The sequence below is a fragment of the Synechococcus sp. CBW1107 genome (genome assembly GCF_015841355.1).
Lineage (GTDB): Bacteria > Cyanobacteriota > Cyanobacteriia > PCC-6307 > Cyanobiaceae > Regnicoccus_A.
This window is the reverse complement of record NZ_CP064908.1, coordinates 1,859,818-1,878,373: the sequence shown is the minus strand read 5'-3', so window position 1 is coordinate 1,878,373 and position 18,556 is coordinate 1,859,818. Positions and strand designations below refer to the sequence as shown.

18 protein-coding genes are annotated in these 18,556 nt (G+C 69.9%); 3 read left to right on the top strand and 15 right to left on the bottom strand.

What is annotated here, in order from left to right:
- Window positions 1–162 precede the first annotated feature (162 nt).
- From I1E95_RS09755 to I1E95_RS09745, 3 genes are read right to left on the bottom strand one after another with little or no spacing between them, the layout of a single operon-like run.
- A complete protein-coding gene (locus I1E95_RS09755; protein WP_231594543.1) occupies window positions 163–1,077 on the bottom strand; it encodes an oxygenase MpaB family protein in 915 nt (304 codons plus the stop codon).
- Between the two features lie 22 nt (window positions 1,078–1,099).
- The gene (locus tag I1E95_RS09750) at window positions 1,100–2,392 is read right to left on the bottom strand and encodes a chloride channel protein (protein WP_231594542.1); all 1,293 of its coding nucleotides are present in this window, start codon (window positions 2,390–2,392) and stop codon (window positions 1,100–1,102) included.
- Window positions 2,389–3,471 carry an MFS transporter gene (locus tag I1E95_RS09745; RefSeq protein ID WP_197161796.1) on the bottom strand — a complete coding sequence of 361 codons (1,083 nt, stop codon included), beginning with the start codon at window positions 3,469–3,471 and terminating at the stop codon, window positions 2,389–2,391. Before I1E95_RS09745 ends, I1E95_RS09750 begins: the two co-directional genes overlap by 4 nt.
- 238 nt (window positions 3,472–3,709) lie before the next feature.
- On the opposite strand from I1E95_RS09745, the gene I1E95_RS09740 reads away from it, so the two are divergent.
- The gene (locus I1E95_RS09740; protein ID WP_197161794.1) at window positions 3,710–6,001 is read left to right on the top strand and encodes an FdhF/YdeP family oxidoreductase; all 2,292 of its coding nucleotides are present in this window, start codon (window positions 3,710–3,712) and stop codon (window positions 5,999–6,001) included.
- Here I1E95_RS09740 and I1E95_RS09735 read toward each other — a convergent pair.
- The 5 genes from I1E95_RS09735 to I1E95_RS09715 are packed head-to-tail and all read right to left on the bottom strand — an operon-like array spanning window position 5,949 to window position 10,611.
- Complete coding sequence (locus I1E95_RS09735; protein WP_231594541.1) at window positions 5,949–7,331, bottom strand: APC family permease; 1,383 nt, start codon at window positions 7,329–7,331, stop codon at window positions 5,949–5,951. The genes I1E95_RS09740 and I1E95_RS09735 overlap by 53 nt on opposite strands.
- A gap of 54 nt (window positions 7,332–7,385) precedes the next feature.
- Complete coding sequence (locus tag I1E95_RS09730; RefSeq protein WP_197161792.1) at window positions 7,386–7,889, bottom strand: GNAT family N-acetyltransferase; 504 nt, start codon at window positions 7,887–7,889, stop codon at window positions 7,386–7,388.
- Window positions 7,886–8,497 carry a TetR/AcrR family transcriptional regulator gene (locus I1E95_RS09725; protein WP_197161790.1) on the bottom strand — a complete coding sequence of 204 codons (612 nt, stop codon included), beginning with the start codon at window positions 8,495–8,497 and terminating at the stop codon, window positions 7,886–7,888. The genes I1E95_RS09730 and I1E95_RS09725 overlap by 4 nt, the downstream gene beginning before the upstream one ends.
- Before the next feature lie 48 nt (window positions 8,498–8,545).
- Complete coding sequence (locus I1E95_RS09720; RefSeq protein WP_197161788.1) at window positions 8,546–9,187, bottom strand: transglutaminase family protein; 642 nt, start codon at window positions 9,185–9,187, stop codon at window positions 8,546–8,548.
- Window positions 9,188–9,189: 2 nt separating this feature from the next.
- The gene (locus tag I1E95_RS09715) at window positions 9,190–10,611 is read right to left on the bottom strand and encodes a glutamine synthetase (protein WP_231594540.1); all 1,422 of its coding nucleotides are present in this window, start codon (window positions 10,609–10,611) and stop codon (window positions 9,190–9,192) included.
- 8 nt (window positions 10,612–10,619) lie between these two features.
- On the opposite strand from I1E95_RS09715, the gene I1E95_RS09710 reads away from it, so the two are divergent.
- Entirely contained in the window at window positions 10,620–11,246 is a 627-nt protein-coding gene (locus I1E95_RS09710) for a cysteine hydrolase family protein (protein WP_197161786.1), read from the top strand.
- Here the strand turns inward: I1E95_RS09710 and I1E95_RS09705 are convergent.
- From I1E95_RS09705 to I1E95_RS09685, 5 genes are all read right to left on the bottom strand, one after another.
- Entirely contained in the window at window positions 11,233–11,634 is a 402-nt protein-coding gene (locus I1E95_RS09705; protein WP_197161784.1) for a hypothetical protein, read from the bottom strand. The genes I1E95_RS09710 and I1E95_RS09705 overlap by 14 nt on opposite strands.
- A 48-nt stretch (window positions 11,635–11,682) precedes the next feature.
- Window positions 11,683–12,717 (bottom strand): GTP 3',8-cyclase MoaA, encoded by a 1,035-nt coding sequence (locus tag I1E95_RS09700; RefSeq protein WP_231594979.1) that lies wholly within the window; start codon window positions 12,715–12,717, stop codon window positions 11,683–11,685.
- Window positions 12,718–12,802: 85 nt separating this feature from the next.
- Window positions 12,803–13,483: a molybdenum cofactor guanylyltransferase gene (locus tag I1E95_RS09695; RefSeq protein WP_197161779.1), complete on the bottom strand. Its 681-nt coding sequence runs from the start codon at window positions 13,481–13,483 to the stop codon at window positions 12,803–12,805.
- The gene (locus tag I1E95_RS09690) at window positions 13,449–14,222 is read right to left on the bottom strand and encodes a carboxylesterase (RefSeq protein WP_197161776.1); all 774 of its coding nucleotides are present in this window, start codon (window positions 14,220–14,222) and stop codon (window positions 13,449–13,451) included. The genes I1E95_RS09695 and I1E95_RS09690 overlap by 35 nt, the downstream gene beginning before the upstream one ends.
- Window positions 14,219–14,731, bottom strand: a complete 513-nt coding sequence (locus I1E95_RS09685; RefSeq protein WP_370594589.1) for a phosphate-starvation-inducible PsiE family protein — start codon at window positions 14,729–14,731, stop codon at window positions 14,219–14,221. Before I1E95_RS09685 ends, I1E95_RS09690 begins: the two co-directional genes overlap by 4 nt.
- Before the next feature lie 225 nt (window positions 14,732–14,956).
- Here I1E95_RS09685 and I1E95_RS09680 point away from each other — a divergent pair, with 225 nt between their 5' ends.
- Window positions 14,957–17,107, top strand: coding sequence for a molybdopterin oxidoreductase family protein (locus I1E95_RS09680; protein WP_197161770.1), 2,151 nt, complete (start codon window positions 14,957–14,959; stop codon window positions 17,105–17,107).
- 12 nt (window positions 17,108–17,119) lie between these two features.
- On the opposite strand, the gene I1E95_RS09675 is transcribed toward I1E95_RS09680, so the two are convergent.
- Both I1E95_RS09675 and I1E95_RS09670 read right to left on the bottom strand, forming a co-directional pair.
- Window positions 17,120–17,677: a Crp/Fnr family transcriptional regulator gene (locus tag I1E95_RS09675; protein WP_197161767.1), complete on the bottom strand. Its 558-nt coding sequence runs from the start codon at window positions 17,675–17,677 to the stop codon at window positions 17,120–17,122.
- 41 nt (window positions 17,678–17,718) lie between these two features.
- Window positions 17,719–18,555, bottom strand: coding sequence for a nitrate ABC transporter ATP-binding protein (locus I1E95_RS09670; protein WP_197161764.1), 837 nt, complete (start codon window positions 18,553–18,555; stop codon window positions 17,719–17,721).
- Between the last annotated feature and the right edge of the window lies 1 nt (window position 18,556).

Genomic DNA, 18,556 nt, shown 5'->3' with positions numbered 1-18,556 from the left:
GGGAAACGAAACCATGCAGAGAAGCGTGCAAAAGCAACTTCCCATTGATCAATCCATGAATTGATAATACATATTTCCGGGCATTCCGTCAAGTCTTTATCGCATCATGGGAACTTTCATTCAGAGATAGCAAACCAGCAGGAGTGCGAACGCCCCGGCGTGTCAGTCGCCGGCAGAGGGGTCCCGCCCATCCCCGGGCGCGCTGGACGGGGGCGTGTTGAGGCGAGCCAGCAAGGCCGGTGGACCCAGCTGCTCGAGGGAAAACCGAGGGCCATAACTGGGTGTGGGACGATCGGAATAGAAGCGGGCCTCGCCTGGGGGCCTCCAGCGCGCAAGCGCTGCAGCCAGGACGCTGCGCAGTTTCAGGGCCATCAGCACCAGTCTCTGAACCCAGCTGGGCGCCTCGCTCCAGCCCAGGCTGTCGGTCACCGGGGCCGTGAGCAGACCCATCAGCAGGCGGCGCGCGAGCGGCCGCAGGGGAGCCGGCCAGTCCTCGAGCAACATCGCCAGGGTGGCGTCGGCAATGCGCTGGTTGCTGGCGGTGTAGCGGAAGTGCTGGACCTCCACGCGGCGGTTCCACTCCAGCAGCTCCGTCAGGCTGGGCGGGATCCCCGCGATGCCCATCCGGGTGCCCACCACCGCCCAGAAGCGGAACAGGTGGTCCTGCTCCAGCCGGGTGAGCGGTCTCCAGCCATAACGGGCCATCCAGCGGATCGGTTCCGCCACGAAGGTGGAGAGCACATAGAGAGAGTCGTCGTTGCTGATGGCGAAGTGAGCGTGGATGCGGTTCATCCGCTCGATCACCGCCGCCCCCGCGGTGCTGTCGGGCCCATGCCTGAGCAGCTCCGCCACCATCAATCCGGTGTCGTCATAGCGCTTGCGGGGGCGGGCCTCGAACTCACCGCTGCGTTGCAGCAGGCCGGAGATCGAGGGCAGACAGAAGGTCTTGAGCAGGGCCAGCTCCAGGGAGCGGGTCATGTCCCAGGGGAAGCTGATCCCCGCCAGCCGGTGACAGGTGGCGCTGGCCTCCTGGTTTCCGGCCACCGCCGGGGCCGCTGCATCGAGAGTCAGATCCACCTCCCGGACACCAGTCTCGAGGCTATCGAGTCCGGAAAGCCTCCACCTGCACCTCGTTCCAGCTGGGGCCGCCCAGCCAGCGGCCCATGGCCGCCGCGATGGCCGAAGCCGTGAGCAGCCACGGCAGCAGAACGGCATTGCCCTGGAGGGTGAACACGAACAGGGCGCAGAACAGCGGCGTACGGCAGGCCCCGCTGAAGAGGGCAGCCGCGGCCACTCCCGCCAGAGCCGCCTGCTGCTGCTCGGGCAAGGCGCCGAGCCATGGGGTCACCAGCACAGCCCCGAGGGTCATCGAGTCATGCATCAGTCCTCCGGGGGCCCCGATCGCAATGCTGAGCAGGGGTCCCAGCAGGCGCGGCACAGCCGCCCACCACCCAGTTGCGGGTGCGCCGGCCAGGGCCGGTCCCAGGGCGAGGGAGCCGTCGTTGAGACTGAGCCCTCCGCTTAGCACGGCCAGCAGCGCGAGGCTCAGGGTGATCCCCACAGCGGTGAGCCAGCGGAAGCGGTCGCGCAGTCGCTGGGCCAGCCAGCCGGAGAGGGGGATGAGCAGGCGCACCAGCAGGACTCCCAGCAGAGCCGTGACCAGGGTGATCAGCAACGCCAGCGGCAGCAACCGCAGCTCCAGAGCCGCGCCCATGCCCTCCGCCAGGCGGGCCGGCTGACCCAGCCGCGAGTTGAGTGCCCCGCCGAGCCCCCCAAGGATCAGGGTCGGCACCATCAGCGGCAAGCCATGGACGGCGCTGAGTTCCTCCAGGGCATAGGCGGCTCCCAGCAGGGGAGAGCGGAAGGCCGCCCCAAGGCCGGCGCCACCCCCGATGGCGGCCACCAGGGCCACAGGCAGCTGCTGCAGCACAAGGAAGCGGCGGCGCAGCGCCAGCAGCATGGAGGCGCCCAGGGCCGCGGACGGGGACTCGGTGCCGACACTCAGGCCGGCCAGATGGGTGAGGGCCACCAGCGGCAGGCGTACCAGCTGGCGCCTCAGCTCGAGGCTGGCGCCGGCCCTGGTTCGCTCGGCGTCGCCGCTGGCGTTCTGCAGCACCAGCACCCCGGTGATGCCGCCGCCCCGGCCGGCCGCCAGCGGCCCCCAGGCGAGCACCAGGAACAGGGCCGTGCCCAGCACCAGGGGCAGCAGCAGCCAGGGGCGCTCCGCCGGCCCGCCCGGAGTCCAGAGCGCCTGAAGGCGGAACCCCAGCTCCGAGAGCCACTGATAGGGAAGCTCCACCAGCCCGATGGCGCCCCCCGCCACCAGCAGCGTCTGCGACCAGGCCAGAGCCGCGCGCAGGCCCGGAGCAGGGGATGGACGTGGGCCAGTCACGGGGAGGGGGCCAGGCGCCCGTAGGCACGCACCAGCAGGGCCAGGACCACGCCGAGGGCGAGCAAGGCCCCTGCCAGAGGGACCTGGGTGGTGTCGGGGATCCCAACCGCCAGGGCCACCAGCAGACCGGATCCTTCCTGCTGCAGGAAACCCGTGAGGGCCGAGGCCTGCCCGGCCTGGTCGGGGAAGGCCTGCATCGGCATGGCCAGGCCGATCGGCACCATGAGGCCCGCCCCCAGCGTGACCACAAGCATCGGCACCAGCAGGGAGTCGGCATCGAAGCGTCCCGTCACCCCCAGCGCCAGCATCAGTGCCGCACCGGCCAGCACGGCGCCGAGCCCGCCGCGCAGCAACCGCTCCTGGCCCAGGCCCATCACCCAGCGGCTCAGCACGGCGGCGCCCACCAGATAAGGAATGCTCAGGCTGAGGGAGATGGCACCGAACTGAGACGGGCTGAAGCCCAATCCCTTCTCGAAATCAAATGGACTGACCGCGCTGTAGACCACCATCAGTCCGGTGCCGAAGGTGGCGATCAAGGCGGGCACCAGGAAGCGGGAATCACGGGCCAGGCGGCCATAGCCCAGGGCGATCTCGCCCACGCCCCACCCTGCTCTCCGCTCAGTCGGGGCCGGTCTGCGGGGTTCCCTGAGCCCCCGGGAGAGCACCCCGGCCGTGGCGGCCCCCAACAGCGACAGCAGCAGGAAATCAACGCGCCACGGGGCCACCCGGGCGATCAATCCGCCCAGAAAGGGCGCGAGGCCGAGAGCCAGGGCATAGCTCATGGCCACGAACGACATGGCCCGGGTCAGCAGCCGGTCGCTGAAGACATCGCGCAGGCAGGCCCGTGACACCGAGGTGCCGCAGCCGGCGCCGATGCCCTGGATCAAGCGCATGGTCAGGAATGGAGCAAATCCCGAGACTGCAACCAGCAGCAGACTGGCCAGGCTGAACAGAGCCAGCCCCGTGAGGGCCGTGGGCCGACGGCCCCAGCGATCGGAGAGCGGGCCCCACACCAACTGCGAGAGGCCATAGCCCAACGCATAGGCGGTGATCGACGCCTGGCTGGCGGCGGCGCTCACCTCAAAGTCCCGCGCCAGGAGCGGCAGGGAAGGCAGATCGATGAGAAGCCCAGCCTGGCCAAGGAAAATCCCCGCGCAGCCGTAAAAGACCTGACTTCGGTGCGCGGCGACTGGGGGGATGCCGGATCCTGGAGTTGAGACCTGATCGTATCGGCGGCAACAAGCCGTAACCCTGCGACCGGGCCCCGCGGGCGGTGGGGCACGCCATCCTGAACGGGTGGCCGTAGGAGCGAGCGTCGTGAAGGCAGAACCGCCCGATCCAGGCACCCCCAGCGTGGGCGGCGGCTGGCCCGTGATCGAGGGCTGGGCCAGAGCCACCCTCTCCCCGAAGGGCCCCCTGCTCTGGCAGACGCTGCTGCACAAGAGCGCCTGCCTCTCCTGCGCCTGGGGCACGGGCGGCCAGAACGGCGGCTTCAGCGATGAGCTGGGGGAACCGCTGCAGCGCTGCCTCAAGAGCGTGGAGGCGATCAGCGCCGAACTGCAGCCCGCGGTGCCTCACGAGGTGTTCTCGGGCCGCAGCGTCAGCGCGCTCCAGCGCCTGAGTTCCCTGGAGGCGGATCGCCTCGGCCGGCTCAGCCATCCCCTGATCCTGCGCGAGGGCCGCAGCCACTACGAACGCCTCGCCTGGGACGACGTCTTCGCCATCACCGAAGCCGCCTTCCGGGTGCCGCCGCAACGGCTGGCCTCCTACAGCTCCGGACGATCCTCCAACGAGGCCGCCTACCTGCTGCAACTGCTGCTGCGGGCGCTGGGCTCCAACAACCTTGCCGACTGCTCCGACCTCTGCCATGCCCCCTCCACCGTGGGGCTGAACGCGGTGTTCGGCTCGGGCACCTCGATGGTGAGCCTGGAGAGCCTGCAGCAGGCCGACTGCGTGGTGCTGGTGGGCTCGAACGCGCCGGCCAACCACCCGAGGCTGATGAACGAGCTGATCCGCCTGCGCGAGCGCGGCGGCAGCGTGATCGTGATCAACCCGGTGCTGGAGGTGGGGCTCCTGAAGTTCGGCTCGCCGGCTTTCCCGATCAAGTCGATGCTGCGGGGCTCGGAGATTGCCTCGCTGTTCCTGCAACCGGTGCCGGGCAGCGACACGGCTGTGTTCCTGGGCTTTCAGAAGGCCCTGCTGGAGGCCGGTCAGATTCGCTGGGACTTCCTGAACGCCCACACCGAGGGAGCCGACGCGGTGCTGGAGCAGGCACGCGCCACCCCCTGGGAGGCGATCACCGCCTGCTGCGGCCTCAGCCGCGAGGAGCTCGAGCACGCCGCCGCCGTGATCGCCCGCTCCCGCGGCGTGGTCTTCGCCTGGGCGATGGGGATCACCCACCACGCCAACGGCACCACCAACGTGCAGGCCATCGCCAACACCGCCCTGGTCAGCGGCAACGCCGGCCGCCCTGGTGCGGGCACGATGCCGATCCGCGGCCACTCCAACGTGCAGGGCTTCGGTTCGATGGGCGTGACCGTGAAGCTGCGCGCCGACATGCAGCAGGCCCTCGAGGCGCTGCTGGGCCGGCCCCTCAGCCGCGTGCCCGGCTACGACACCCGCGCCCTGATCGAGGCCGCCGAGGCCGGCACGGTCGACACCCTGCTCTGCCTGGGGGGCAACCTCTGGGGCGCCAATCCGGACTCGACCCAGGCCCGCCATGCCCTCGGCCGCATCGACACCGTGATCTACCTGGCCACCAAGCCCAATCAGGGGCATTTCCACGGTCTCGGTGCCCGCCGGACCCTGGTGCTGCCGGTGTTCAACCGCTTCGAGACGCCCCACCGCACCACCACCGAATCGGGCAACAACTTCGTGAGGCTCAACGAACCCGGCCACACCCACCTCAAGCACGCCGATCTGATCAGCGAGGTGGAATTCCTCGCCGGGCTGGCGACGCGGCTGCTGGGCAGGGAGCCCGTGGACTGGGGCCAGCTCCACGATCCCGTCTACGTGCGCCAGCTGATCGCCCGCACCGTGCCCGGCTACGGCCCGATCGCCGCCATCGATGCCACGAAACGGGAGTTCAGTGTGGAGGGGCGGGTGTTCGAGCAGCCCAGCTTCCCCACGCCGTCAGGCAGAGCACGGATGGAGCCCACACCCCTGCCGGCGCTGGTGCAACCGGAGCCGGCCCACTTCGGCGGCCTGGCGCCGGGGGAGGCCGGCCTGGCGCTCACCCTGATCACCGCCCGCAGCTACTCCCAGCACAACACCGTGGTGTACAAGCCGGGTGACGCCTACCGGGGCATGCCCCACCGCCACACGATCCTGATGAACCGGGCCGATCTGGCCCGCTCAGGCCTGGCGCCCCACCAGACGGTGACGGTGCAGGGGGAAGCCGGCGCCCTGGAGGGTGTGGAGATCATCCCGGGTGAGATCCGCGAAGGCGCCGCGCTGATGTTCTACCCGGAGGTGAACGCCATCATCCGGGTCCCGGTGGACCCGCGCTCGGGAACGCCGGCGTTCAAGCGCGCGCCGGTGCTGGTGCGCTCCGGGCTCAGGCCGGAGGCGGCACCTTCTGCCGTGTCAGCTGGTGCAGAGGCAGGCTGAGCAGGATCAGGCCCAGGGCCCAGGCGCTGTTGGCCGTGTCGTTGCGGATCGCGGCGATCAGGAAGGCCAGCGACCCCAGCCACACGATCGCGGCGCTGAGCGGATAGCCAGGGTCACGGAAGGGCCGCTCCAGAGCGGGCTCACGCCAGCGCAGCAGGAACAGCGCGGTGATGCCGCTCAGGTACAGCAGCACGTAGAGAAAGGAGGCGATGCCCAGCAGGATCGTGAAGTCGCCGAAGCTCACCAGCAGCCCCGCGCCCACGGTGGTGAGCGCCAGGCCGAGCACGGGGGTGCCGCTGGCGCTCACCGTGGCGAACTGCGGCAGGAACAGGCCATCCCGGCTGAGGCCGTAGAGGATGCGCGGCGCGCCCATCACCACGGCATTCACCAGGCCGAAGGAGGAGATCAGGGCCAGCAGCACGATCAGCTGGGAACTCCAGGCCCCGAAGAGCACCTCGGCGGCATCGGCCAGGGGCAGCACCGACCCTGCGATCCGCGGGACCGGCAGGAGCCGCAGCAGGGCCAGATTCACCAGCAGATAGAGGCCGGCCACGCTGAGCACCCCGCCCACCAGGGAGCGGGGCAGATCCCTCGACGGTTCGGCGAACTCCTCGGCGAAGTAGATCGGGCTGTGCCAGCCGTCGTAGGTGGTGATCACCGCCTGCATGGCGAACACCACACCGATGCCGAGGCTGATCCCCCCGGCGGCGGCCGCGCCAGGGGCGGTGGCGGTGGCGGACTCCAGCAGCGGTTCGGCCAACCCCGCCAGCTCCCTCACCGGGGCATGCAGGAAACAGGCCACGATCAGGCCGAGGAACGCCAGGGCCTTGCCCAGGCTGAGAATCTTCTGGCTGAGGCTGCCGGCCTCGACGCCCAGCCGCTGGATCAGCGCGAACCCCAGCAGCACGATCAGGGCCACCACCTTGCCACCCACGGGCAGGGCCGGCAGCAGGCCGATGGTGTAGTCGCCGATGGTCACCGCCACCCAGGCAAGGCCGGCGCAGTGGCCCACCCAGTCGATCCAGCCCACGGAGAAGCCCGCCTGATCACCAAGGGCCCGGCGGGCATAGACGGTCCAGCCACCCGCACGGGGCAGACTGGTGCCCAGTTCCGCCACGGCCAGGGCACCGAGCAGGGCGTAGAGCGCCCCGGCCACCCAGGCGGCCACGATCAGGGGCGCGCTGCCCAGTTGCGCGGCCACAAGCCCCGGCGTGCGCAGAATGCCGGCGCCGATGGTGCCTCCCACCGCGCCGGCGATCCCGAAGCTCACCCCCAGGATGTGGAGCAGGCCGCCCTGGGGCGCCCCGGATGCCGTCGTGTCGGGATCCACGGCCGGCGCAGCAGGAGGCGTGAGCCTAAGGCGGGGCAACAGCAGGCTGGAGCGTCAGCGCGGGGGCTCCAGAAGGCAGCGCAGCTTGCGTCCGCCACTCACCGCGAAGCCCTCACGCTTGTAGAACGCCAGGGTGCGGGCGAAGGCCGGCAACGGCGGCGTGGTCACCTCCAGCCGCGTCCAGCCGCGGGAGACCCCGAAGGCCCGGGCCGCCTGCAGCAGTGTCCGGCCGATACCGCGCCCGCGCCAGGCCGGCACCACGGAGAATTCGGCGATCGTGCCGAAGGCACCCTCCGCATAGAGCGCCAGCGACTCGTAGAGGGTGAGCACCCCGACGGGCTCGTTCCCGAGGCGGGCCAGGAAGGACGCGTAGCCCGGCAGATCCAGGAACCGCCGCAACCGGGTCCGGGTGGTGTCGGGGTCGGCACTGAAGACCCGCTCGCCGAGACCGGCACTGATCTCCTCCAGGAGCGCGACCACCAGGTCCACGATCGGCTCCACGTCGTCGTGGGTGGAGCGATCGATGCGCAGATCCCCGGGTGGCCGGGCGGCGGTCATGCCGGATCGCCGCGACGCGCCGCATCGATCAGCACGGCGGCGGCCTGCCGGGCGGCAGGGCCGGCTCCGGGATCACGGCGCAGGAAAGCCAGCGAGGCGGCCCCTTCGATCAGCAGCTCCAGCTGAGCCGCCAGCGCGATGGGGTGCCGGCACGGCAGCTCGGTGCAGAGACGCTCCAGCAGCGTGCGGCAGGAGGCCTTGAACGCCACGGCGGCCTGCCGCGGCAGATCACCGGGGTGGGGATACTCGCCGGCGGCCTTGGCGAAGAGGCAGCCGTGAAAGGTCGGATCCTGCAGCCAGTCCTCGAGCCAGGCGAACACCGCCAGCAGCCGGGCGCGGGGCTGATCGGCTCCCTCGGGAGGTACGGCGTCGATCCGGGCGCTGATCGCGGTCGTGATCGCTGCGGCCTGCTGCTCCAGGGCCGCGGCGATCAGATCTTCCTTGGAGCGGAAGTGCTTGTAGAGGGTCATCTTGGCGACCCCGGCCCGCTGCAGCAGGGCGTCGATGCCCACGGCGCGGTAGCCCTCGCAGCCGAAGAGTGTCAGAGCGGCATCGATCAGCAGCTCGCGCTTGCTGGGCGCAGGACCGGTGGCGGCAGGTCGGGCCATGGGCGATGCTCGGCAGCAGCACCCTAGCCACCTAGACAGATCGATCTGTTATGGCTCCACGTCCGGAAGAGTTGAGCGCAGCTCGGGCAGTGTGCGGCACCTTCGCAGCACCGCCACCACCGCCGGCAGGGGTTCGGGGTACACCGCCGGATCGGTGCGCTCCCCCGGCAGCCGCGGCGTGTAGGCCAGCGAGGCGGCCTCCAGATCGAAGCGGGTGGTGACTCCCGGCCGGTTGCCCCGGGGATCGAGGGGATGCCAGCGACGTCCGGCCAGCCGCAGCCACACGAAGCCGTGCAGCACGAAGGGGGGGCCGTCGTCGTTCAGCGAGAGGCGCTGGTAGCCGAAAGCGGCCGGGATGCCGTTCGCCCGCAACAGGGCCGCCAGCAGATGGGACTTGGCGAAGCAGATCCCCGTGCGCCGCTCCAGCACCTCCGAGGCGGCGCAGGTCACCGGCCAGGTGGCGGAGGTGGTGTCGGCGGCGATGGCCGTGGCGTCAGCCCAGGAGTCCGTGGGGATGGGGCCTGCAGCGGCGGCATCGAAACTGTGGCTCACGCGGTCCCGGACCCAGAGAAAGCAGCGCTCGGCCACCTGCCGCTGGCTGCCGTCGCCCAGGTGCCGCGCCAGGTCCCGCACGGCGGGGGCGTGCCAGTCGACGACCGCGCTGCTGGTGATGCCGCTGGACAGGTTCACGCTCACAGTCCGGTGAGAGGCCAGGAGCGGGTGGAGGTGATCAGGGCTTCATCGGCGAGGGCGTCACTGCGACGCACCTCCGCCTGGCGCGCCTCCGCCACGGTGCGCTGGAGGGCCTCCCCCATGGCCTCCCGCAGCACAGGGCTGGCCTCGAACGCCCGCACCGCCTCGCCGAGGGTCCGAGGCAGCCTCGGGGCCTCGGCGGGTGGTGCGGCGGCGGGATCCCCGCTCAGCGGTGGCGGCAGGTCGCGGTGGCAGCCCAGCCCCTCCCGCACCACCGCCAGCACCGCGCCCACCAGCAGGTAGGGGTTGGCGCTCAGGTCGGCCACCTTGAGCTCGAGGTGAGCCGGCTCACCCCCGCCGGCAGGGACCAGGCGCAGCGCCGCCTCACGGTTCTCAACCCCCCAGACCCGGAAGGGGGCCGCCCAGCGCCCCGGCGCCAGCCGCCTGTACGACACCGCCAGGGCGCAGGCCAGGGGCATCAGGGCCGGCAGCTGCTCCAGCAGCCCCGCCAGCAGCGCCTCCCCCCGCGCTGTCAATCCGGCCGGGCCCGGGCCGCCGCCCAGCAGCGGCACCCCATGCTCCGCCACGCTGAGATGAAGGTGGCCGCCGTTGCCCACCAGCTCGGCCGTCACCACCGGAGCGAAACTGCAGGTCCAGCCGAAGCGGCGGCTCACCCGCTGGATCACCAGGCGTGCCGCCACCAGGCGATCGGCGGCTTCGAGGGGCTCGGCGGCGGCCAGCGACAGCTCGAACTGACCGGCGCCATATTCAGGATGCAGCTGCAGCCAGGGCAGTTCGGCGGCATCGAGGGCCTCGGCCACGGCCGTGAGGTAATCGAGCCCCTCCACCAGGCGATCGGCGCCGTAGGGGCCACCCGCCACGGCCGGGATCCATCCCCCAGCCGGTTCCGGCAGGCCCAGCATCCACTCGATCTCGAAGCCCAACTGAGCGCTCAGACCGGCTGCCGCCAGGGCCGCCTGCTGCCGGGCGCAGAAGCCCCGTTGATCGAGGGCATAGCCCTCACCGTCGCGCTCGAAGCGCAGGCCGGGAGCCCAGGCCCAGCCGGTGCCGGGGTCAAGGGGGCGCAGGGCCCGGAGATCGGGCTTCAGGCGCAGGTCTCCATCGGGCCGCGCCAGCGACTGCTGCGGATCGATCAGGCCCGTGGCCCCGAACGCATCGGCCACCGGTGAATACCCCACCCCGTGGCGCGCCACCAGCGGCAGGCGCGCCAGCGGCACCCCCTTCACCAGCACCGCCCCGGCGTGGTTCACGAACGTGACCGCCACCCGGCGCAGGCCGCGGTCCAGGAAGTCGGCCGTCAGGGCGGTGGCGGTGGTCAGGTCCGGCACGGGGAAGCAGGCACTCACTCCGAAATCATTGCCCGTTCCTCGGCCGCCGGCCATCGTGGTGGCCGCCGCCACCTCTCTCCTTGGCTCACGCGGCCCTGCTCCTGATCGATGTCCAGAACGGCACCTGCGGCCCCGCCGCCCCCCCAGGCCACGCCGCGGCCACGCTTTCAACACGCCCGCCCGGCTTCGATCAGCACTTTCAGGCGGCCGTCCTGCCCCGGCTGCAACGGGCGCTGGAGCACGCCCGCCAGGCCCGGCTGGAGGTGATCCACACAGTGATCGCCAACCTCACCGCCGATGGCCGCGACCGCAGCCTCGACTACAAACGCTCCGGCCTGGGCTTTGCACCAGGCAGCTGGGAAGCCCGGGTGATCGAGCCCCTCACTCCCTGGCCCGATGAACTGGTGCTGCCGAAGAGTTCCTCCTCCCCCTTCAACTCCACCAGCCTCGATTACCTGCTGCGCAACATCGGCATCACCGAGCTGGTGGTGGCAGGCCTGCTGACCGATCAGTGCATCGATCACACCGTCAAGGACGCCGCCGACCGCGGCTACCTCGTGACCTGCCTGAGCGATGCCTGCATGGCTGAATCAGCCGAGCGCCACCGGGCGGCCCTGCGCTGCTTCCGGGGCTACTGCCGGCAAATGAGCGTGGCCGCGTTCACCGCCTCGCTCGCCGCAGCCCAACCGTCCATCAGCGGGGGGTGAGCGCCTCACCTTCCCCAGCTGGCGAGGTCGTCTCGGGAAGGGCGGGGCAGACGAGATTGGCCCGCCATGAACCCACTCCATTCGCCTGGGCCGTCCAGATGACTCCAGGGCGGCCGTCACGCACCATCGCCCGACACGACCGCTGAACGCCGGTCGGGGTGATCAGCAGGGCATCGCCGGTCTGGCAGCTGTAGCTCTCCGTCATTCCCTTCCCGCTGGCGGCACACCCCACCAGCTCGGAGAACGTCACACGCGATCCATCCTCGATCGATTTCCTGCCGAGATAGATGGCAAAGGAGGTGGGATCTGGCTTGAAGGGAAGGGCCATCGCGGCCAGAGGCGCACTGATCACCGTGATGGCGAGCGCGACCTGAAACGTGTGGCGCATGGACAGGGATGCGAGTGAAGGCTGAGCACCTGGGCGTCAGCTCAATCATCACCCCCCCAGATATGCCATCTCGGCATGGGAGCGCTGAGTTGTGACAGTCCCTGAAGATTGCTCTTCGGCGCGCTCCTCGCTGTACCGGTCGTGGCGTTGGCTCCAGAGGCTGCGCATGGCCCCGCTCAGGGTCTCCCCGACGGTTGAGGGCGCGCGCAGCCAGGGCCTGAGGTCAAGCCCGCTGGAGGCGAACAGACACGTGTAGGCCACCCCATCGGCGGTGACGCGCAGCCGGTCGCAGTCGCCGCAGAACGGGGCGGAAATCGAGGCCACCACAGCCAGATGGCCGGCCCCATCGCCGTAGCGCCAGCGGCTGGCGGTGCCATGGACCTCGCGCCCCAGGGGCACCAGGGGCCAGTGGGCACCGATCCGGCGCACCATCTCGGCCGCAGGCAGCACCAGATCCGGCTGCCAGCCATTGCGGTTGCCCACATCCATGAACTCGATCAACCGCAGCTCGATCCCCCGTTGCCGGGCCAGCTGCGCCAGGGGCAGCAGCTGATGTTCGTTGCGGCCCCTGGCGATCACGGCATTGAGCTTGAGGCCCCCGTTGGCGGGATCGAAACCGGCGGCGCATGCATGGTCAAGGGCAGCGAGCACCTTCTCGAGCACGGCCTCTCCGGCCGCCGCACCACCGGCCAGTCCCGCCATGCGCGCCACGCTCTCGCCGTCGGTGCCGTCGAGGCTCACCGTGATCCGATCCAGGCCGGCCGCCCGCAGATCCTGGGCCCGCTGGGCGCTGAGCAGCACCCCATTGGTGGTGAGAGCGATCTCGCTCAGCCCCCGCGACCCTGGGCCGCCGCCCTGCGGGTGCGGGGCACGCAGGGGCTGCAGGGCGGCCACCAGCTCCTCCAGGCCCCGGTGCAGCAGGGGCTCCCCACCGGTGAGCCGCAACCGGCGGAATCCCAGCTCCGCCGCCGTGCTCACCAGCCGGACCCGCTCCGCCAGGGTGAGCAGCCCCGGAGGGTCATGGCTGTCAGGGCAGCAGTACGGGCAGGCGAGGTTGCAGCGGGCGGTGAGGGAGAGACGCAGCACTCCCCCCGGGCGGCCCAGTTGATCGAGGAGAGGGGACTGAGCTGCCACATCTGCCCGGCCTGGGCGGCCGGCTGCCGGAAGCTCAGCCTGGCGCAGACCCGCTGAAACCGTTGCCCGGCCCAGGACCGCAATCGCCCGGGGTGTTGGCATTGAGCAGCTGGGTGGAATCGAGCTCCACGGCACTGACGCAGCGGGTCTGCTCGAGCCAGCGCAGCAGGCTGCGCCCCCCCCGGCCGGTGAAGGTCTCCGCCGCCGCCCGGTTGGAGGGCGTGGCCGGATAGAGGCCCAGCAGAGGCTGCAGCCGGCGGCCGTCATGGGCCAGATGAATGGTGTCGGGATCGAAGCCGGCCTCGGCGGCATTGAGCAGGGCCCGCAGGCTCTCCAGCCTTAACCGGGGCATGTCGACAGGGGCGAGCAGCAGCCGCTGGCCGGGGTAGAGCGCCATCAGGCGGGTGAGCGCCAGCAGAGGCCCCTCCTGGGGAGGCGGCTCGAGCAGCACCTCGATCTCCAGCCCGAGCCGCTCGTTCAACTGGCGGGCCAGACGGGCATGGGCGCGATGGCGACTCACCAGGGTGAGCGGCACCCCGAGACCGGCCAGCAGCTGCAGGGCCTGCTCCAGCCAGGTGCCGCCGCTGGGGTGGGGCAGCATGGCCTTGTCGGTGCCCATGCGCCGGCTGTCACCACCGCTGAGCAGGCAGGCCCTGAGGGAGGCCGGCTTCGGTCTGGGGTCAAGGAGCGACGGGCCGCCGGTTGATCCGCTCATCCACGAACTGAAGCACGCTGGTAATCACGGCTCCTGCCTCGCAATCCCGGAAGAGCTCATGACCGCTGCGCTCGAACCAGACCACACGCAGCTGCTCCAAGGGCGTTCCCAGCCCGGAGGCGAGCAGATCCGCGGAGGCGGGGGCCACAACGCGGTCGGCGCGGCTGTGGAGAATCAGGACCGGCTGATGCACTTCAGCCAGGCGGCGGCGGACCACCACGCTCAGCTGCAGGAAGGAGAGCAGGGCGTCCATCGGCACCCAGGGATAGCTGGTGTCGCTGGCGGCCAGGGCCGGGTCGGCGTAATCCCCTGGCAGGGGCCAGCTGCGCAGCAGTCGCCCCAGCAGTGGCGTCAGGACCTCGAGAGGGCGTCCAGGCGCCAGGGGGGAGGCCAGCCGGAGCGGGGCCGCCGCCAGAACGAGGCTGTCGATCGCCTCTGGCTGCTCGACGGCCAGAAGTGCCGCGATCAGGGCACCCATGCTGTGACCCAGGACGATCACCGGCCCGGCGAGGGCCCGGAGCTCGGCCAGGGCGATGCTGGCATCGTCCAGCCAGTCCGACCAGGTGACCCCGGCCAGGGCCTGGGGGGAGTCGTGCCCATGGCCGCGCAGCAGCGGTGCCTTCACCACGACTCCAGCCTGAACCAGCTCAGGTTCCAGGTCAGCGAAGGTGGCCGTGCTGCCACTGAAGCCGTGCAGCAGCAGCAGGCCCAGAGGTCCCTGGTGGTGGTCGGAACTCACTGCTGCGTGAAGGGCCCGGATTTCATGCGTGCCGAGACCTTGGCCTCCGGATCCACCCCGGCGAAGGTGGGCGGCAGCCAGACCCTCACCACCATCAGCACGGCCATGGTGATCAGGAACATGCAGACCGCCAGGATCTGGTGCCAGTCGGTCTCAAGGACGCCGTTCACGATCACCTCCCTCAGGACCGAAACGATTGCGATCTCCACGGACACACCGATCGACACCCGCTGCTCCTGCAGATAAATGATCAGGAGGCGGAACAGTTCCACCAGGATCAGGATGAAGAGGATATCGGCGGTGATCGCGTGGAACTGCGGTGCCGAGAGCAGCGTGGAGAAAAGGATGCGCATCTGCAGCACCATCACGCAGAACAGACCCACGCAGAGCGACACCGCGATCAGATCCTGAATCGCCTCGAGCGACTGAACGATCTGGACGCGGCGGAACTGCTGATACCAGCGCACATCCCCGGGGGGAGGGGCACTCGAGCCTGGGGGGACCGGCAACGGCGCGGCCTGGGACGGCGGCCGATCGGCGCTGATCGGCTCGATGGTGGCGGGGATGGCTGGATTCACGGCGTATCAGGCTCCTCGGTTGGGGGTCGGTGCGCGAACCTTAGGCGGCACTTTTCTTATGGGTCAACCACTGTTTGATGAGGTTTGTTGATTGGCGCCATAGGCCCCGGTGCTCACTCCGCCACGGCCCGTCGCCGTCGCAGCCCATGGGCGAGCATGGAGCGCGACTCCCCTTGCACCACCTGCCCAGTGCCCGCTCAAGCCAAGGCTCAATGCCCCTACTGCGGGGTTGGCTGTGGCCTGGAGCTCAAACCCCCGGCGGCGGGCGGCGGCCATGGCTTCTGGTCGGTCCGGGGTGACCGGCAGCATCCCTCCTCCCTCGGCCAGGTGTGCGTGAAGGGAGCCACGGTGGCCGAGACCCTCGACTGCAACCGTCTGAGCACACCCCTGTGGCGCGAGCAGCGCGACCAGCCCTTTGAGGCGATCAGCTGGGAGCGGGCCCTGACGATCCTGGTGGAACGGATCCGGGCCATTCAGGCGGAGCGTGGAGCAGGCGCCATCGCGATGTACGGCTCCGGCCAGTTCCTCACCGAGGATTATTACGTCGCCAACAAACTGATCAAAGGGGCCCTGGGGACCAACAATTTCGATGCCAATTCACGGCTGTGCATGAGCTCAGCGGTGTCTGGCTACAAGCTCAGCCTGGGCTCCGACGGCCCCCCCTGCTGCTACGACGACCTCGACCTTGCCGACACGGTGGTGCTGATCGGCACCAACACCGCCGACTGTCACCCCGTGCTCTTTCAGCGGCTGCTCAAGCGCAAACGCCGTCAGAAGGAGGCGCTGCAGCTGATCGTGGTCGACCCCCGCGCCACCGCCACCAGTGATGCGGCTGACCTGCACCTGGCCATCCGCCCGGGCACGGATCTGGTGCTGCTCCATGGCGTGGGCCATCTGCTGCTGGAACTGGGGGCAGTGGATCCAGGGCGGGTGGCCGCCACCGCCGACGGCTTCCCCGAGCTGGCGGCCCTCTGGCAAGGCTGGACTCCCGAGCGGGTCTGCGCCCTCTGCGGGATCGAGGAGGAGGCGCTGCGGCGTCTGGCCGCAGTGTGGGCCGCCAGCTCCGGGGTGCTCAGCCTCTGGTCGATGGGGGTGAACCAGAGCGTGGAGGGCACGGCCACCGTGGCTGGGATCATCAACCTCCATCTGGCCAGCGGCCAGATCGGCAAACCCGGCGCCGGCCCCTTCTCCCTCACTGGTCAACCCAATGCCATGGGCGGACGGGAAGCCGGAGGCCTGGCCGCGCTGCTGCCCGGATACCGCTCGATCCACGAGGCCAGCCACCGCGCCACGATCGAGCGGCACTGGGGATTTCCCCCCGGCGCGATCTCCGAGCGCGATGGCCTCTCGGTGTGGGAGCAGATCGAGGCGATGGAACGCGGCGAGCTGGGCCTTTGGTGGGTGGCGGCCACCAACCCGCTGGTGAGCCTCCCCTGGCTGGACCGCGTGCGCCAGGCGGTGGCCAGCTGCCCCCTGGTGGTGCTGAACGAGGCCTATGCAGGAACCGAAACCGAAGCGGTGGCCCACCTCGTGCTGCCGGCCGCCCAATGGAGCGAAAAGGAGGGGGTGATGACCAACTCGGAGCGCCGGGTCACCTTGTCGCAGGCCTTCCGCCAGCCCCCCGGTGAGGCCCGCCCCGACTGGTCCATCTTCGCGGAGGTGGGCCGGCGGCTGGGCTTTGTCGAGCAGTTCAGCTACGGCTCCCCAGCTGAGGTCTATGCCGAGTTCGCGGCAATCACCTCCGGGCGGATCTGCGACCACAGCGGGCTCAGCCACGGCCTGCTGGCCGAGCACGGACCCCAGCAATGGCCCTTCCCCTCCGGCACGGCTGCGGGGCACGGCCAGCCACGGCTCCACACTCAGGCCATCTACCCCACCGCCAACGGCAAGGCCCGCCTGGTGGCCCAGCAACCCCTGGGGCTGGGGGAGCCACCGGATGCCAACTTCCCTCTGGTGCTGACGGTGGGGCGGTACCTCGGCCACTGGCACACCATGACCCGCACCATCCATGTGGAGCGGGTGCGCCGCAGCCACCCGGAGCCCCTGCTGGAGATCCACCCAGCGGACGCCGAACGCTGCAACCTCGATGAGGGTGCTCTGGCCCGGGTGAGCTCCCGCCGGGGCGCCGTCAGTGTGAAGGTGCAGATCACCGATCGGATCCGTCCGGGCACGGTGTTTCTGCCGATGCACTGGGGGGCCGCCCAGGAGCAGGCCTGTGAAGCCAACCGGCTGATGCATGCCCTGGGCTGCCCGGTTTCGAAGCAACCGGAACTCAAGGCAGCCGCCGTGCGCGTGGAGCGGGCCTAGGCCCCCCAGCACTCAGCCGATCGGCAGCATCGCCTCCACCAGTTCGGGGGAGAGCCGCAGCACCAGGGGGCCACTGCCGCCGGGAGGGTCTTCGACCAAGCCCGACTGGCGCAGGCGCGAGAACATCTTGGTGACTGTGACGCGCGTGTTGCCGATCAACTCGGCCAGCCGCTCATGGGTGATCCGGATCGGCAGCTCGTACCAGAGGCCATTGCGCCGTCCCAGCCGCTCCACCAGCAGGGCCAGCAGCGCCCTCAGTCGCCTTTCGGTGTCCGGGTGGTGACGGATCATCAGCAGCTCCAGGGTCCAGGTGCTGAGATCGGTGAGATCGCCCACGGCTTCAGTGCGCTCCACCCGCTCGACCTGCACCTGGGTGAGGGCTTCGAGGCCCACCCAGTCACGGCGAAGGGCCAGGGCATCACAGACATCACCCGGCTGCAGGAAACCGATCGTGATCTCCTGGCCCGCGGAGGCCAGCAGAAACACCCTCAGGATGCCGGAGAGGATGCGCATCGGGGAGGTGGCGGCAGCATGACCGCCATCCAGCAGGAGGGTCTGGCCAACGGCCATCGACAGCTGACAGAAGGACTGCTGGACGGGAAGTGCGGTCCTCACGTGTCGTCGTGGGCGAAACGGCGGTAGAGAAAATCGAGGGCTCTGTTGCGGTAGTCGAAATATTCGGGAAGCTCCATCAGCCGGGCGCGATCGCGGGGCTGCGGGAAGGGGAGGTCAAGGATTTCGCCGATCTTCGCCGCCGGTCCGTTGGTCATCATCACCACCCGGTCGGCAAGAAACAGAGCCTCATCGATGTCGTGGGTGATCATCAGCACCGTGATCCTGTGCTCCGACCAGATCTTGAGCAGCTCCTCCTGGAGCTCTTCCCGGGTGATCGGATCAAGAGCCCCGAAAGGTTCATCGAGCACCAGCACCTTGGGTTGCAGGGCCAGAGCCCTGGCGATCGACACCCGCTGCTTCATGCCGCCGGAGAGGCTGCCGGGTTTCTTGGCAGCAGCCTCGGTGAGGCCCACCATGGCCAGGTGTTTGTCCACCAGGGCCCGGGACTGGCCGTTGCGCTTGAGCTCGGGGAACACGTTGTTGACCGCCAGGGCGATGTTGTCGTAGGCCGACAGCCAGGGCAGCAGGCAGTAGTTCTGGAACACCACCATGCGATCGGGGCCGGGCTCCTCGATCGGCTTGGATTCCAGCCGCACCTGGCCGGTGGTGGGCTTGCGGAAGCCGGAGACCATGTCGAGAAGAGTGGACTTGCCGCAACCGGAGTGACCGATCACACAGATGAACTCACCTTCGCGAACTTCGAGGTGAACATCATCGAGAACGGTGTAGGGGCCGTTGGGGGTGGGGTACACCTTCGAGACCCCATCGATCACCAGAAACGGCTCCGATCCCTGGGTGGTGGCTGCGGTGGTCGTGGACGGTAGGGTCTGCATC

What these genes read in the sequence shown, in the direction of transcription:
- I1E95_RS09705 (WP_197161784.1), bottom strand. Translation starts at nt 11,634, where the DNA reads ATGCGCCACACGTTTCAGGTCGCGCTCGCCATCACGGTGATCAGTGCG.
- I1E95_RS09680 (WP_197161770.1), top strand. Translation starts at nt 14,957, where the DNA reads ATGGAGCGCGACTCCCCTTGCACCACCTGCCCAGTGCCCGCTCAAGCC.
- I1E95_RS09675 (WP_197161767.1), bottom strand. Translation starts at nt 17,677, where the DNA reads ATGGCCGTTGGCCAGACCCTCCTGCTGGATGGCGGTCATGCTGCCGCC.
- I1E95_RS09695 (WP_197161779.1), bottom strand. Translation starts at nt 13,483, where the DNA reads ATGAGCGGATCAACCGGCGGCCCGTCGCTCCTTGACCCCAGACCGAAG.
- I1E95_RS09730 (WP_197161792.1), bottom strand. Translation starts at nt 7,889, where the DNA reads ATGACCGCCGCCCGGCCACCCGGGGATCTGCGCATCGATCGCTCCACC.
- I1E95_RS09725 (WP_197161790.1), bottom strand. Translation starts at nt 8,497, where the DNA reads ATGGCCCGACCTGCCGCCACCGGTCCTGCGCCCAGCAAGCGCGAGCTG.
- I1E95_RS09670 (WP_197161764.1), bottom strand. Translation starts at nt 18,555, where the DNA reads ATGCAGACCCTACCGTCCACGACCACCGCAGCCACCACCCAGGGATCG.